The following is a 15,024-nucleotide window of genomic DNA, read 5'->3' as shown; positions in this document are numbered from 1 at the left end:
GCCCTTGCCTTGGTCTGTCACGGCACTGACATCCATTGGACATGCAGGCGTCACCTGCGGCTTCCAAACTCCAGCGCATCGAAGCACACCACCCGGTGATCCGGGGCACCAGCGGCCATGGGGCCGCCCTGTACCAAGGAGTTGATCCATGAGCGATTTGCCCAACCCGATTTTGCCGCTGTCTCCCCTCACCGCCCCCGGCGCTGCCATCCAGCGCCCTGAATCCGCGGCGGCGGGCGCCATGGCGCGGGGTGGGGTCGAAGTCGCCTGGGCGCGCCACACCGACGAGGTGCGCCAGGCACAAAAGCTCCGGTTCGATGTGTTTGCCGGGGAGATGGGCGCTCGATTGACGACCCCCGTTCCCGGCCACGACGTGGACCTGTTCGACGACTACTGCGAGCACCTGCTGGTGCGGGATGCAGCCACCCAGCAGGTGATTGGCACCTACCGGGTCCTGACCCCCGCCCAGGCGCGCCGCGTGGGCAGCACCTACAGCGACACCGAATTCGACCTGACCCGCCTGCGCACGCTGCGCCCGCGCATGGTGGAGCTGGGCCGCAGCTGCGTGCACCCCGAGCACCGCCATGGCGGCGTGATCATGGCGCTGTGGAGTGCCCTGGCGGACTTCATGGTGCGCAACCAGCTCGATACCATGATCGGCTGCGCCAGCATTCCCATGCTGCACAACGGCGTGATCAGCGGCGACGCGGCCGCCAGCATCTGGAACCAGGTGCGCCAGACGCACCTGGCCCCCATCGAATACCACGTGCTGCCGCGCCTGCCGCTGCCCGTCGAACGCCTTGACGGCTCGGTCTTCGTGGAGCCGCCGGCCCTCATCAAGGGCTACCTGCGCCTGGGTGCGCGGGTGCTCGGGGCCCCGGCCTGGGATCCGGACTTCAACACCGCAGACCTGCCCATGCTGATGCGCCTGGCAGACCTGCACCCCCGTTACCGCAAGCACTTTCTGGGGGCCTGATGCGCGCCGCGTTCGACGCGCTCGGCGACTGGACTGCGCACATGGCAGGTGGGCAGGACACTGCCGCCGACGCCGACGACGCACATCCCCCCGGCCACCGCCAACTGCGCGCGGTGTTCATCTCCGACCTGCACCTGGGCACGCCCGGCTGCCAGGCCGAGGGCCTGCTCGACTTCTTGAAGCACCACCCGAGCGAGCACCTGTACCTGGTGGGCGACATCGTGGACGGCTGGCAACTGCGCCGCCGCTGGTTCTGGCCCCAGGCCCACAACGATGTGGTGCAGAAACTGCTGCGCCGTGCGCGCAAGGGCTGCCGTGTGGTCTTTGTGCCCGGCAACCACGACGAGTTCGCGCGCGCCTTTGTCGGCCACTCCTTCGGTGGCATCGAGGTGGTGGAGGACGCAGTGCACAAGACGGCCGATGGCCGCACCCTGTGGGTGACGCATGGCGACTACTTCGATGGCGTGATCCAGTGCGCCAAGTGGCTCGCCTATGTGGGCGACAACCTCTACGAGTTCACGCTCAAGCTCAACCGGCACCTGAACACCTTGCGCGCGCGCATGGGCCTGCCGTACTGGTCGCTCTCGGCCTACCTCAAGGGCAAGGTGAAGACGGCGCTCAACTACGTGACCGACTTCGAGGTGGCCGTGGCCGCCGAGGCACGCCGGCGCGGCCACGATGGCGTGGTCTGTGGCCACATCCACCGCGCCGAGATGCGCGAAATCGACGGCACCCTCTACTGCAACGACGGCGACTGGGTGGAGAGCCACACCGCGCTGGTCGAGCACATGGATGGCCGCCTGGAGCTGGTGCAGTGGCATACCGTGCCGGGGCACCAGACGAGCACACCAACCCGTAGCAGCGAGGTGACCGCATGAAAATCGCCCTGTTGTCCGATGCCTGGGCCCCGCAGATCAATGGCGTGGTCACCACCCTGGTGGAGCTGGTGCGCCACATGGAGAGCGCGGGGCACCAGGTGCAGGTGATCCAGCCCGGCCTGTTCAAGACGCGCCCCTGCCCGGGCTACCCGGGGATCGACCTGGCCGTCCGTCCCGGGCGTGAAATAGAGCGCATGCTCGACGAACTCCAGCCCGATGCCATCCACCTGGCGACCGAGGGCCCCATCGGCTGGGCCGGTCGCAGCTACTGCCTGCGCAGGAAGCTGGCCTTCACCACGGCCTTCCACACCCGCTTTCCCGAGATCCTGCAGGCGGCAATGCACCTTCCGCTGGGCCTGGGCTATGCGCTGTTCCGCCATTTCCACCGCCCCTCGTCGGGCGTGATGGTGCCCACGGTGGGCGTGCTCAAGATGCTGGAGCGGCGCGGTTTCCGCAACCTGCGGCAGTGGACGCACGGGGTCGACACGGCGGCCTTCAGCTACCGGGGCGAGACCACGCCGCATCCGCTCGTGGGGGCCCTCGCCCACCCGGTGGCCCTGTACGTGGGGCGCGTCTCGTACGAGAAGAACATCGAAGCCTTCCTGCAACTGGACATGCCCGGCAGCAAGGTGATCTGCGGCGTGGGGCCGCTGGAGGAGCGGCTCAAGGCCCGCTACCCCCAGGCGCGCTGGCTGGGCATCCTGGACCGGGCCACCCTGGCGGGGGTGTACGCGGCGGCCGACGTGTTCGTCTTTCCCAGCCGCTCCGAGACCTTCGGCCTGGTGATGCTGGAAGCCATGGCCTGCGGCACGCCCGTGGCCGCCTACTTCGAGGACGGCCCCATGGAGGTGCTGGGCGCCCACGCGGGTGGCCAGGCGCGCGGCGGGGTGCTGCACGCGGACCTGATGACCGCCGCCCAGAACGCGCTGGCCGTGCCGCGCCACGAGGCACGCAACCGGGCGCTGGAGTTCACCTGGGCCCATGCGGCCCGACTGTTCCAGCAATTCCTGGTTCCGGCGCGCCCGCGCGGAGATGACGAAGCGGTTTCTGTCACAAAAACTGTCACATCACTGTCATCTGGCCGTTAAATACTGCAGGCACCCGCCTCCGCGGCTTTCGAGTGCCCATGCCTTCCTTTTTCTCCAGAACGCCTGTGATTTCGCCATGTGACAGCCCCGATGACCGCCAGGAAGCCGCCAGCGCCGCTGTGGCGGGGGCCGAGCCTGCGGCCGTGGTACCGGTGGCCATGCCCGGGGCGCCCATGTTCCTGGACCGGGACCACAGCATCCTGGGCTTCAACGAGCGCGTCTTCGACTGGGCCGTGCGCACCGACGTGCCCCTGCTGGAGCGCCTGCGCTACCTGTGCATCGTGTCCTCCAACCTCGACGAGTTCTTCGAGGTGCGTGCCGCCGCCCACCTGACCGCCGCCAAGAGCGGCGAGGGCAAGGGGGTCTATACCGAGGCCTCCTTCGTGGCCCTGTCGTCCAAGGCCCATGACCTGGTGGCGCGCCAGTACTCGCTGTACAACGACTCGCTGGTGCCCGAGTTCGCGCGGCATGGCATCCGCATCGTCTCGCACGGCGAGCGCTCGGCGGCGCAGCGGGCCTGGGTGCACGAGTATTTCATGCGCGAGGTGCGCCCGCTGCTGATCCCCGTGGGGCTCGACCCGGCCCACCCGTTTCCGCAGGTGGCCAACAAGTCGCTCAACTTCATCGTGCGCCTGCATGGGCACGATGCCTTCGGCCGCAAGAACGAGGTGGCCATCGTCAAGGTGCCGCGTGCGCTGCCGCGCCTGGTGCGCATGCCGCCGCGCCTGGCCGCCAAGGGCGAGTCGCTGTTCGTGAGCCTGTCGAGCATCATCCGCGCGCACCTGGCCGACCTGTTCCCGGGGCGCGAGGTCACGGAGTTCTCGCAGTTCCGTGTCACGCGCCACTCCGACCTGGCGCTCGACGAGGAGGATGTGCGCAACCTGCGCACGGCGCTGCGCCAGGGCCTGCAGCACCGCCATTACGGGCAGGCCGTGCGGCTGGAGGTCTCGGCCGGCTGCTCGCAGTTCCTCTCGCGCTTCCTGCTCGAACAGTTCGACCTGCCCGAGCCGGCGCTGTACCGTGTGCACGGCCCGGTGAACCTGGTGCGCCTGACGCAGCTGGTGGACCTGGTGAACGACCCCGCGCTGCTGTTCCCGGCCTGGCGCTCGGCCTGGCCGCGCCAGCTGGTGCCCGGGGTTTCGATCATGGAGCAGCTGAACAAGCGCGACGTGCTCATGCACCAGCCGTTCGAGAGCTTCGACGGGCTGCTGGCCTTTTTGCGCGAGGCGGTGAACGACCCGCAGGTGCTGGTCATCAAGCAGACCATCTACCGCACGGGCGCCGACTCCGCGCTCATGGACCTGCTGACCGAGGCTGTGCGCCGCGGCAAGGAGGTCATGGCCGTGGTGGAGCTCAAGGCGCGCTTCGACGAAGAGGCCAACATCAACTGGGCCGAGGCGCTCGAATCCATCGGCGCCCAGGTGGTGTATGGCGTGGTGGGGCTCAAGACCCATGCCAAGATGCTGCTGGTGACACGCCGCGAGGGGCGCCAGCTGCGCCGTTACGGACACCTCTCGACCGGCAACTACAACCCGCGCACGGCGCGCCTGTACACCGACCTGAGCTACCTCACGGCCGATGAGGACACGACCGCCGACATGGACGGCGTGTTCAACCACCTGGCCAGCCAGAACCGGCCACCCAAGCTGCGCAAGCTGCTGCTCGCGCCCTTCCACCTGCAGCGGCGCATGATCGAGAAGATCGAGCAGGTGGGCCTGGCAGCCAGCCGGGGCGAGGATGCGCGCATCGTCGCCAAGATGAACGCGCTGACCGACGAGGCGCTGATGCGCGCCCTGATCCTGGCCGGCCAGCGCGGCGCGCGCATCGACCTGATCGTGCGCGGTGCCTGCATGCTCGCGGCCCAGGTGCCGGGCGTGACCGACAACATCCGCGTGCGCTCGGTGATCGGGCGCTTTCTGGAGCACACGCGCGTGTTCTATTTCCGCGCCGGCGCCGAGGAAGACCTGTACCTGTCCAGCGCCGACTGGATGAACCGCAACATGATGCGCCGCGTGGAACTGGCCTGGCCCGTGACCGAGCCGCGCCTGCGCCGCCAGATCGTGGACGAGTGCCTGGTGGCCTACCTGCACGATGACCGTGACGCGTGGACACTGGGCCCCGATGGCACCTACGCCCGGGCCCCCCATCCCGAAGACGGGCAGGGCGCACAGGCGGCGCTCATGGTGCGCTATGGACCGCCCGCGCCTGTGGCGCGCGTGGAGCAGCAGCAAGGAACGTGATGATGGATTTGATCCTGTGGCGCCATGCCGAGGCCGAAGAAGCCGAGGACGGCTCGGACGACCTGACCCGTGCGCTCACGCCGCGCGGCGAAAAGCAGGCGGCACGCATGGCCGCCTGGCTGGACCGCCAGTTGCCCGAGGGCCTGCGCGTGCTGGCCAGCCCGGCACGGCGCACCGAACAGACGGCCGATGCACTGGGCCGCAAGTTCAAGATGCGTGCCGAGTTGCTGCCCGGTGGCACCACCGAGGATCTGCTGGAGCTGGCCCAGTGGCCGCGCGCGCGTGGCGCCGTGCTGATCATCGGCCACCAGCCCGTGCTGGGCCAGACCATTGCGCAGTTGCTGGGCATGCAGGCGCCCGAGTGCGCGGTGCGCAAGGGCGCCGTGTGGTGGCTGCGCCAGCGCCAGCGCATGGACGCAAGCCAGACGGTGCTGATGGCCGTGCAGTCGCCCGAGTTCGTCTGACCTGGGCAGCAGCACAGTCGCCACCATCCCACAGCGGCCCGGGGGCCGCTTTCTTATTTGCGGCCGTTCTTGGCGGCAGGGGATTCGGCCTTCGGGCGGCCGGTCTTGATCGACGGCACGGCCTGCAGGGCGCTGCGCAGGGCGGTGTCGGACAGGCCGGCCAGCAGCTTGAGGCCGGCGCGCAGCAGCTCGCTCTTCTTGGCGGGCTGGGCCAGTGTGGCGGCGCGCTGCTTGAGCGTCTCGACCACGGCGTACTCGTCCTTGGGAATGGTAAAGCTGTCGCGCACGAGCTTGGGCTTCTTGGCCTTGGTTTCCTTGGCTGGGACCACGGCGGCAGCGGGCTTGCTGCTTGCGGCGGGGGCGGCTGCTGCCTTGGTCTTGGTGGTGGTTGCCGGCTTGGCGGCAGGGGCTTTGGGGGCGGCCTTCTTGGGGGCTGCGGCAGCAGGCTTGGCCGCTGCGGACTTCTTGGGCGCCTTGGTGGCCTTGGCGGTGCTCTTTGCGGCGGCAGGTGCCTTGGCCGCGGGGGCTGCGGCCGGGGCGGCAGCAGCGGTGGGGGTGACAGGGGCGGACGCGGGTGCAGTGGTGGTCATGGTTGCGAAAGATAAAACGGTATAAACAGTTTATACCGTTTTCATTTCGGCGTCACGGCAGCTCTGCCACCAGCTCCCATGGGGTCTTCTGCCAGGCCAGCATTTCCTCGCGCAGCAGGTGGGCCGATTGCGGGTAGCCGGCCGCCCAGCCGCGGCGCGCTGCCAGCAGGAATCGGGTGCCCTTGAGCTGCAGTTGCAGGCCTTCGGTGTCGGGGTCGCGGCGTGCGTGGCACAAGGCCACGGCCAGACGCAGGCACAGCAGTTGCAAGGCAAAGCCTGCGTCGGTCAGGTCCACATCGAGCTTGCGCACCTTGCCGCGCTGGCCCAGCACCAGCTGGCCCAGGCGGTGCAGCTCGGGCATGGCAAAGCCCGCGGCATCGGTGTGGTCCAGGATGTAGGCGCCGTGGCGGTGGTAGTCGCTGTGCGAGATGCGGCAGCCGATCTCGTGCAGGCGCGCAGCCCAGTCGAGCTTGCGCGATGCGCGCTCGCTGCCGGCGGGGGCGGCCTGGTCGAAGAGCTGGCAGGCGATGCGCGCCACGCGCTCGGCATGCTCCACCTCCACGCCAAAGCGCTGCATGAGACCGTGGACCGTGGTGCTGCGCAGGTCGGTGCCGGGCTGCTCGCGGTCGAGCAGGTCGTACAACGCGCCCTGGCGCAGCGCTCCCTGGGCCACCTGCATCTGCTGGATGTGCAGCAGGTCGAACACGGCGCGCAGCACGCTGATGCCGCCGCCGATCACGGCGCGGCGCTCGTCCTTGAGGCCATCGAGGCGGATGCGGTCGGCACTCTGCGCGCGCAGCAGGCGCTCCTGCAGCCAATCCAGGCCTTCGCGCGTGATCAGGCCTTCGGGGCCACCCGCGGCGGTGAGGATGTCGCCCACGGCACCGGCCGTGCCCGAGGAGCCATAGGCCACGTCCCAGCCATCGGGCCGGAAGGTGGCCAGGGCCTCGTCGAGCACCGCCTTGGCGGCAATCTCCGCGGCCATGAAGGCCTGGGGTGTGAAAGCGCCGTTGGCGAAGTAGCGCGAGGACCAGGCCACGCTGCCCACGCGGAACGAGGCCACGGCATGGGGTGTGAACTGCTGGCCCAGGATGAGCTCGGTGGAACGCCCGCCGATGTCCACCACCAGGCGCCGTTCGTCGGACTGGGGCAGCAGGCGCGCCACGCCCTGGTAGATCAAGCGGGCCTCTTCGGGGCCCGAGACCACGTCGATGGGGTAGCCCAGCACCTGGCTGCCGCGTGCGATGAACTCCTCGCGGTTGCGCGCCTCGCGCAGGGTCTGGGTGGCCACGGCACGCACCTGCGTGCGCGAAAAGCCCGCCAGGCGCTCGCCGAAGCGCGCCAGGCAGTCCCAGCCGCGCTGCATGGCCTCAGGGGTCAGGTTGCGGTTCTCGTCCAGGCCATTGCCCTGGCGCACGGTTTCCTTGAGGTATTCGACGCGCTGGATGTGGCCGTGCTCGTAGCGGCCGATTTCAAGGCGAAAGCTGTTGGATCCCAGATCCACGGCAGCGAGCAGTGTTCCGTTGTGCATGGTGGTGCGCGGAGTGCGCTGTTTTCCTTTCGGCCCAGCATAGCACCCGGGCCGGCGTCTTGTGGCGAGTTCAGCCAATGATGCGCCCTGCGGTGGTCAGCATGCTCTGGGTCACGTAGGGTGTGGTGCGCTGGCGGCCCTGGTAGCCGACGGTATAGCCACCGATGTTCAGTGCGGTGCGCTTTTGCAGCGCGCCCAGCATGCCGGCACGGGTGATGGGGCCGCTGATGCCAGCCATGACCTCGGCGGTGTAGCGCGCGGCGATGTAGCCCGCCAGGCCCAGCGGGGAGGGGGGCTCGTCGTAGAGGCGGGCCAGCGCATCGCGGTAGCTGCGCACCACGGGCAGGCTGGCATTCACCATGGGCACGGCCTGGGTGACGATGACCGAGGCCTTGGCGGCCGTGGGGCCCATCTGTGCCAGCACCTGCAGGTTCACGTCAGCCAGGGCGACCACATAACACTGACGGCCCTGGGGCACGGCGAGCTGGTCCAGAAAGGAGAACAGCTCCGGCGTGCCGCCGATGAACAGGACGATGGTCTGCTCCACCCGGTTGCCCGTGCCAGGCTTGGCGCCTGCGGTGGGCATGGGAATGGTCTGCACCTTGAGCGACATGGCCTTTGCCGCATGCGCCACCATGGCCTGTGACTGGCGCTGGACGCCGGGGCTGGCGTAGGTGACACCCACGGTCTGGACCCCCATGGTCGCCAGGTTCTTGATGGCGTGGGTGATCTGTGCCTCCTGCCCGGCAAAGATGTCGAACACGAAGTCGCTGGCGCCGGTGGCGTTCGCCACAGCGGCGGTGTCGTGCAGCCAGGGGGCGACGATGGGCAGCGGGGAGTCCGGAGCCGCCTTGGCCTGCAGTGCGATGAGGCCGCTGGCCGCTGGATTGCCCACGCAGCCCGACAGGGCGATGCAGGTGGATTGCTTGTGCGCGGTCTGCCAGACGGACTGCAGGCTGGCCGGGGTGCCATCGGTCTCCAGCGTGAGGTGTTGTACGGGGCGGCCGTGGATGCCCCCCTTGGCATTGATTTCCTGCCAGGCGGTGCGCGAGCCGACGAGGAAGTCGCGGCTCACGTCCTGCTGGTCGGGAGACAGGTCGGCCACTTGGGCCACCACGTGGGGACGCTCGCCATCCGTCTTTTTGGCGGAGGGCTCCGTCCCCTGGGCCCAGGTGCTGCCGGCCAGGCCCATGGCCGCCACCCCTTGCAGCCAGTGGCGGCGCAGGACGCCGGGCTGGCTGGTGCGGGGTGTGCGTGTCATGTGCGGTGCTGCGGGCGGCAGTGCGTTTTACTTCTTGGGGGGCATCAGCACGCGGTCGACCACGTGCACCACGCCATTGGTGGCCACGATGTCGGCCTTTTCCACCATGGCTTCTTCCACCGTGACGAAGGTGCCGGCGCGTGCCAGGGCCACGTCGGAGCCGTTCAGGGTCTTGGTGGCGCCAGGCTTCACGGCGGCGGCGGTCACGTTGCCCGCCACGATGTGGTGGTTGAGCACGGCCTTGAGCTGGGCCGGGTTGGCCTGCAGGTCGGCCAGGGTCTTGGCCGGGATGGCCTTGAAGGCATCGTCCGAAGGCGCGAACACGGTGTAGGGGCCAGCGGCCTTGAGGGTGTCGGCTAGGCCGGCCTGGGCCGCCAGCTTGTTGAAGGTGCTCAGCGATGGCGTCTTTGCAATCGTGCTGTCCAGGGAGGCGGGGGCGGAACCGGTGCTGGCGCAGCCGGCCAGGGAGGCGGCCGCGGCCAGTGCGAGGGCGGATTGCAGTGCGTAACGGCGGAACATGTGATTCTCCAGGTAGGTGGCCGATTCATCTCGGTGGCGGGAGACTAAGCAGGCACCGTGACAGCTGGATGACAAACGTAAACGCCTGTACGAAGGAGACGGATGTGTGACAACCGATCTGTGTGTCACGACAATGTCACATACGGGTCCTAGAGTCGCCTCATCCCAACTCACTCTCCCAAGAGGTATCTCCATGAAAATGTCCGCGATTCGGGTCCTTGTAGCTGGTGTCATTGCTGCTGGTGCTTTCTCCCAAGCCATGGCGCAGCAGGAAGCCACCGGCGCAGGCGCCAGTTTTCCGGCGCCTCTGTATTCCAAGTGGGCGGCTGACTACAACAAGGCCACCGGCGTCAAGATCAACTACCAGTCGGTGGGCTCGGGTGCCGGCATGCGCCAGATCGAAGCCAAGACAGTGGACTTCGGTGCTTCGGACGCTCCCCTGAAGGACGAAGACCTGGCCAAGAAGGGCCTGGTGCAGTTCCCCACCGTGATCGGTGGCATCGTTCCGGTGGTCAACATCAAGGGCATCGCTCCGGGCCAGATGAAGCTGAGCGGCCAGGTCCTGGGCGACATCTACCTGGGCAAGATCACCAAGTGGAACGACGAGGCCATCAAGGCCCTGAACCCCGGCGTGAACCTGCCTGACGCCGCCATCGCCCCGGTGAACCGCGCCGATGGCTCGGGCACCACCTTCGGTTTCACCAACTACCTGAGCAAGGTCAACGCCGAGTGGAAGTCCAAGGTCGGCGAAGGCACGGCCGTGAAGTGGCCCACCGGTGCGGGTGGCAAGGGCAACGAAGGCGTGGCCGCCTTCGTGGGCCGCCTGCCCAACTCCATCGGCTACGTCGAGTACGCCTACGTCAAGCAGAACAAGCTGACCTATGTGCAGCTGCAGAACTCTGCCGGCAACTATGTCTCGCCCGACGATGCGACCTTCAAGGCCGCTGCCGCCGGTGCCGACTGGGCCAAGAGCTTCTACCAGATCCTGACCAACCAGCCTGGCAAGGATTCGTGGCCCATCACGTCCGCGACCTTCATCATGATGCAGAAGTCGCAGGACAAGCCTGCCCAGGCCACCACGGCCCTGAAGTTCTTCGACTGGGTCTATGCCCAGGGCGACAAGACTGCCGCCGACCTGGACTACGTGCCCATGCCCGACAGCGTCAAGGCCATCATCCAGAAGTCCTGGGGTGACATCAAGGACACCTCCGGCAAGGCCGTAGCGTTCAAGTAATTTGACAGGGCCGGCGATAAGCCGGCCCTTCAACTTCAAATCCATTGAATTCAAGGCAAACAACGTGTCCACAACGATGCCGGTCCGCGACAATCCGTCCCTTGTGACGGCTCCCTTGCGTACTGAGAAAATGCCCCCTTCCCCACACCGACCCCTCATTTCCGGCGTGGTGGCCGACAAGCTGTTCGGCTTCCTGGCGCGCGGTGCGGCCGTGCTGACCCTGCTCCTGCTGCTGGGCATCCTGGCCTCGCTGGTGGTGGGCGCCTGGCCGTCCATCGCCAAGTACGGCCTGGGTTTTCTCACCAGCAGTGTCTGGGACCCCGTGCAGAACGAGTACGGCGGCCTGGTGATGATCTACGGCACGCTGACGACCTCTGCGATCGCGCTGCTGATCGCCGTGCCGGTGAGCTTCGGCATTGCGCTGTTCCTGACGGAGCTGTCGCCCTCCTGGCTCAAGCGTCCCCTGGGCACGGCCATCGAGCTGCTGGCTGCGGTTCCCTCCATCGTCTACGGCATGTGGGGCCTGATGGTGTTCGGCCCCATCCTGGCGACCTATGTGCAGCAGCCGCTGCAGGCCCTCTTCAAGGGCGTTCCCTTCCTGGGCGCGCTGGTGTCCGGCCCCCCGGTGGGCATCGGCATCCTGTCGGCCGGCATCATCCTGGCCATCATGATCATTCCGTTCATCGCCTCGGTGATGCGCGACGTGTTCGAAGTCACGCCGGCCCTGCTCAAGGAGTCCGCCTACGGCCTGGGCTCCACGACCTGGGAAGTGGTGTGGAAGGTGGTGCTGCCTTACACCAAGACCGGTGTGCTGGGCGGCATCATGCTCGGCCTGGGCCGTGCGCTGGGCGAGACCATGGCCGTGACCTTCGTCATCGGCAACATGAACCAGCTGTCTTCGCTGTCCGTCTTCGAGGCGGCCAACAGCATCACCTCGGCCCTGGCCAACGAGTTCGCCGAAGCCGGCGAAGGCCTGCACCAGGCCTCGCTGATCTACCTGGGCCTGGTCCTGTTCTTCATCACCTTCGTCGTGCTGTCGTGCTCCAAGATCCTGCTGTCCCGCCTGCAAAAGAGTGAAGGAGCCCGTTCATGAGCACCGCGCAGCAACTGATCTCCGCGGCCGACCTGGCCCAGCAGCGCCAGGCGCGCTACAACAGCCGCAAGCGCGTCAACCAGATCGCCCTGGTGCTGTCGCTGGCCGCCATGGCCTTCGGCGTGTTCTGGCTGATCTGGATCTTGTGGGAAACCATCCGCCTGGGCCTCGGTGGCCTGAGCGTGGCCCTGTTCACGCAGATGACGCCACCACCCAACGAGGCGGGCGGCATCTCCAACGCCATCTTCGGTTCGTTCGTGATGGTGATGCTGGCCACCTTCGTGGGCACGCCCATCGGCATCATGGCCGGCATCTATCTGGCCGAGTACGAGACCAAGAGCCTGCTGGCCTCGGTGACGCGCTTCGTCAACGACATCCTGCTGTCGGCGCCCTCCATCGTGATCGGCCTGTTCGTGTATGCGGTGGTGGTGGCGCGCTTCAAGAGCTTCTCGGCCTATGCCGGCATCCTGGCGCTGGCGCTGATCGTGATTCCGGTGGTCATCCGCACCACCGAGAACATGCTGGTGCTGGTACCGGCCAGCCTGCGCGAAGCCGCCTACGCCCTGGGCACGCCCAAGTGGAAGGTCATCACCATGGTGACCCTGCGCGCAGCCCGCGCCGGCGTGATCACCGGCGTGCTGCTGGCCGTGGCCCGCATCGCCGGCGAAACCGCTCCGCTGCTGTTCACCGCACTGAACAACCAGTTCTGGAACGGCGACCTGAGCAAACCCATGGCCAGCCTCCCGGTGACCATCTTCAAATTTGCCATGAGCCCCTATGAAAACTGGCAGCAACTGGCCTGGGCCGGTGTCTTCCTGATCACCGTCGCCGTGCTCGGCCTGAACATCCTGGCGCGGGTCCTGACCCGCCAAAAGTAAGCTCCAGCAGCAAGAAAGACACTCCCATGTCCGCAATCCTCAAGAACGATGCGCCCAACAAGTCCAAGATCACGGTGCGCGACCTGAACTTCTACTACGGCAAGTTCCACGCCCTGAAGGGCATCAACCTCGACATTCCCGAGAACAAGGTCACGGCCTTCATTGGCCCTTCGGGCTGTGGCAAGTCCACGCTGCTGCGCACCTTCAACCGCATGTTCGAGCTCTACCCCGAGCAGCGCGCCGAAGGCCAGATCGTGCTGGACGGCGAGAACCTGCTCACCAGCAAGCAGGACGTGGCCCTGGTGCGTGCCAAGGTCGGCATGGTGTTCCAGAAACCCACTCCCTTCCCGATGTCGATCTACGACAACATCGCCTTCGGCGTGAAGCTGTTCGAGAGCCTGAGCGCCACCGACATGGACGACCGTGTCGAATGGGCTCTGCGCAAGGCCGCCCTGTGGAACGAGGTCAAGGACAAGCTCAACCAGACCGGCTCCGGCCTGTCCGGCGGCCAGCAGCAGCGCCTGTGCATTGCCCGCGGCATTGCCATCAAGCCCGAAGTGCTGCTGCTCGACGAGCCTTGCTCGGCGCTGGACCCGATCTCGACCGCCAAGGTCGAGGAGCTGATCGCCGAACTCAAGAACGAGTACACCGTGGTCATCGTGACCCACAACATGCAGCAGGCCGCGCGCTGCAGCGACTACACCGCCTACATGTACCTGGGCGATCTGGTCGAGTTCGGCGAGACGGAACAGATGTTCTTCAAGCCGCAGCGCAAGGAAACCGAAGACTACATCACCGGCCGTTTCGGCTAAGGAGACAGACCATGCCCGACAAGCACCTTTCGTCGCAGTTCGACTCCGAACTCAACAGCGTCTCCGCCCGCGTCATGGAGATGGGCGGGCTCGTGGAGTCGCAGATCCGCCAGGCGGTCTACGCCCTGTCGCAGTTCAGCATCGAGGCCGTGGAACAGGTGGCCGCCATCGAAGTGCGCGTGAATGCCATGGAAGTGGAGATCGACCACGAGCTGTCGTCGATCATCGCGCGCCGCCAGCCCACGGCGCGCGACCTGCGCCTGCTGCTGGCCTTCTCCAAGGCCACGGCCAACCTCGAGCGCATGGGCGACGAGGCCAACAAGATGGCGCGCATGGTGCGCTCCATCATCGAGAGCGGCGCCGCCCGCTCGCTGCCCTCGAGCGACCTGCGCATGGCGGCCGACCTGGCCTCGGGCCTGCTGCGCAAGACGCTCGACGCCTTCGCCCGCCTGGACACCGCGATGGCCGTCTCCATCCTCAAGGAGGACGACCTGATCGACAAGGAGTTCGACGGCTTCGTGCGCAAGCTGGTCACCTACATGATGGAAGACCCGCGCACCATCTCCCCCAGCCTGGACCTCTTGTTCCTGGCCAAGGCCATCGAGCGCATCGGCGACCATTCGAAGAACGTGGCCGAACTCATCATCTACCTGGTCAAGGGCAAGGACGTGCGCCATACGACCCTTGATGAAATCGAATCGGCCGTGCTGTAGGCCTGTGAACGCTGTATGAGAAAGTTACCCCGAGTTCTGATTGTCGAAGACGAACCCGCGATCGCCGAGCTGATCGCGGTCAACCTGCGGCACAACGGATTCCAGCCCTTCTGGGCCGAAGATGGCGATTCGGCCCAGCGCGAGCTCGATGCCGTGCTGCCCGACGTGATCCTGCTCGACTGGATGCTGCCCGGCCAGAGCGGCCTGTCGCTGGCGCGCAAGTGGCGCGCCGACGCGCGCACCAAGGCCATCCCCATCCTCATGCTCACGGCCCGTGGCGACGAGCCGGACAAGGTGGCGGGCCTGGATGCCGGTGCCGACGACTACGTCACCAAGCCTTTTTCCACGCAGGAGCTGCTGGCGCGCATCCGCGCCGTGCTGCGCCGCCGCGCGCCCGAGCAGGTCAGCGACAGCGTGACCATCGGCGAGCTGGTGCTCGATGCCGGCACCTACCGCGTGGCCTTCCAGGGCCAGCAGCTCAAGGTGGGGCCCACCGAGTTCAAGCTGCTGCACTACCTCATGAAGCATGCCGAGCGCGTGCACAGCCGCTCGCAGCTCCTGGACAAGGTCTGGGGCGACCATGTCTTCATCGAGGAGCGCACCGTGGACGTGCACGTCAAGCGCCTGCGCGAGGCGCTGGGCGCTGCGTCGGTGATGGTCGAGACCGTGCGCGGCGCCGGCTACCGGCTCACGGCGCAATCGCAACCCCAGGCGCAGCCACTGCAGGCCTGACGGTTCACGGGGCGC

General features: G+C 67.2%; 15 protein-coding genes. 11 read left to right on the top strand and 4 right to left on the bottom strand.

What is annotated here, in order from left to right; translation table 11 throughout:
* Nucleotides 1-148 precede the first annotated feature (148 nt).
* Genes AC3WOH_RS16380 through AC3WOH_RS16360 form a run of 5 tightly spaced genes read left to right on the top strand, consistent with a single transcriptional unit; the run spans nt 149 to nt 5,646 of the window.
* Entirely contained in the window at nt 149-976 is an 828-nt protein-coding gene (locus tag AC3WOH_RS16380; RefSeq protein ID WP_492230368.1) for a GNAT family N-acetyltransferase, read from the top strand.
* The gene (locus AC3WOH_RS16375) at nt 976-1,854 is read left to right on the top strand and encodes a UDP-2,3-diacylglucosamine diphosphatase (RefSeq protein ID WP_492230367.1); all 879 of its coding nucleotides are present in this window, start codon (nt 976-978) and stop codon (nt 1,852-1,854) included. The genes AC3WOH_RS16380 and AC3WOH_RS16375 overlap by 1 nt, the downstream gene beginning before the upstream one ends.
* Nucleotides 1,851-2,942, top strand: a complete 1,092-nt coding sequence (locus tag AC3WOH_RS16370; protein WP_492230366.1) for a glycosyltransferase family 4 protein — start codon at nt 1,851-1,853, stop codon at nt 2,940-2,942. Before AC3WOH_RS16375 ends, AC3WOH_RS16370 begins: the two co-directional genes overlap by 4 nt.
* A gap of 38 nt (nt 2,943-2,980) precedes the next feature.
* On the top strand, nt 2,981-5,182 hold the full coding sequence (gene ppk1 / locus AC3WOH_RS16365; RefSeq protein ID WP_492230365.1) for a polyphosphate kinase 1: 2,202 nt from the start codon (nt 2,981-2,983) through the stop codon (nt 5,180-5,182).
* Nucleotides 5,182-5,646 (top strand): SixA phosphatase family protein, encoded by a 465-nt coding sequence (locus tag AC3WOH_RS16360; RefSeq protein ID WP_492230364.1) that lies wholly within the window; start codon nt 5,182-5,184, stop codon nt 5,644-5,646. The genes ppk1 and AC3WOH_RS16360 overlap by 1 nt, the downstream gene beginning before the upstream one ends.
* Nucleotides 5,647-5,699: 53 nt before the next feature.
* Here AC3WOH_RS16360 and AC3WOH_RS16355 read toward each other — a convergent pair whose 3' ends face one another.
* The 4 genes from AC3WOH_RS16355 to AC3WOH_RS16340 form a co-directional block, all read right to left on the bottom strand.
* Complete coding sequence (locus AC3WOH_RS16355) at nt 5,700-6,236, bottom strand: hypothetical protein (RefSeq protein WP_492230362.1); 537 nt, start codon at nt 6,234-6,236, stop codon at nt 5,700-5,702.
* Between the two features lie 52 nt (nt 6,237-6,288).
* The gene (locus AC3WOH_RS16350; protein ID WP_492230360.1) at nt 6,289-7,767 is read right to left on the bottom strand and encodes a Ppx/GppA phosphatase family protein; all 1,479 of its coding nucleotides are present in this window, start codon (nt 7,765-7,767) and stop codon (nt 6,289-6,291) included.
* Between the two features lie 70 nt (nt 7,768-7,837).
* Nucleotides 7,838-9,028, bottom strand: a complete 1,191-nt coding sequence (locus AC3WOH_RS16345; protein WP_492230358.1) for an ABC transporter substrate-binding protein — start codon at nt 9,026-9,028, stop codon at nt 7,838-7,840.
* Nucleotides 9,029-9,055: 27 nt separating this feature from the next.
* Nucleotides 9,056-9,547: a fasciclin domain-containing protein gene (locus tag AC3WOH_RS16340; RefSeq protein WP_492230357.1), complete on the bottom strand. Its 492-nt coding sequence runs from the start codon at nt 9,545-9,547 to the stop codon at nt 9,056-9,058.
* A 193-nt stretch (nt 9,548-9,740) separates the two neighbouring features.
* Here AC3WOH_RS16340 and pstS point away from each other — a divergent pair, with 193 nt between their 5' ends.
* From pstS to phoB, 6 genes are all read left to right on the top strand, one after another.
* On the top strand, nt 9,741-10,781 hold the full coding sequence (gene pstS, locus AC3WOH_RS16335; protein ID WP_492230355.1) for a phosphate ABC transporter substrate-binding protein PstS: 1,041 nt from the start codon (nt 9,741-9,743) through the stop codon (nt 10,779-10,781).
* Nucleotides 10,782-10,911: 130 nt separating this feature from the next.
* Nucleotides 10,912-11,874 carry a phosphate ABC transporter permease subunit PstC gene (gene pstC / locus AC3WOH_RS16330; RefSeq protein WP_492230354.1) on the top strand — a complete coding sequence of 321 codons (963 nt, stop codon included), beginning with the start codon at nt 10,912-10,914 and terminating at the stop codon, nt 11,872-11,874.
* A complete protein-coding gene (gene pstA / locus AC3WOH_RS16325; protein ID WP_492230353.1) occupies nt 11,871-12,752 on the top strand; it encodes a phosphate ABC transporter permease PstA in 882 nt (293 codons plus the stop codon). The genes pstC and pstA overlap by 4 nt, the downstream gene beginning before the upstream one ends.
* Before the next feature lie 26 nt (nt 12,753-12,778).
* A complete protein-coding gene (pstB, locus tag AC3WOH_RS16320) occupies nt 12,779-13,564 on the top strand; it encodes a phosphate ABC transporter ATP-binding protein PstB (RefSeq protein WP_471639320.1) in 786 nt (261 codons plus the stop codon).
* A gap of 11 nt (nt 13,565-13,575) precedes the next feature.
* Nucleotides 13,576-14,277, top strand: a complete 702-nt coding sequence (gene phoU / locus AC3WOH_RS16315; RefSeq protein ID WP_492230351.1) for a phosphate signaling complex protein PhoU — start codon at nt 13,576-13,578, stop codon at nt 14,275-14,277.
* A 15-nt stretch (nt 14,278-14,292) separates the two neighbouring features.
* The gene (gene phoB / locus AC3WOH_RS16310) at nt 14,293-15,009 is read left to right on the top strand and encodes a phosphate regulon transcriptional regulator PhoB (RefSeq protein WP_492230349.1); all 717 of its coding nucleotides are present in this window, start codon (nt 14,293-14,295) and stop codon (nt 15,007-15,009) included.
* Nucleotides 15,010-15,024 lie beyond the last annotated feature (15 nt).

The organism is Acidovorax sp. FW305-C-20-28 (genome assembly GCF_058783375.1).
The sequence above is the reverse complement of the archived record's forward strand: the minus strand, read 5'-3'. Positions and strand labels throughout refer to the sequence as shown.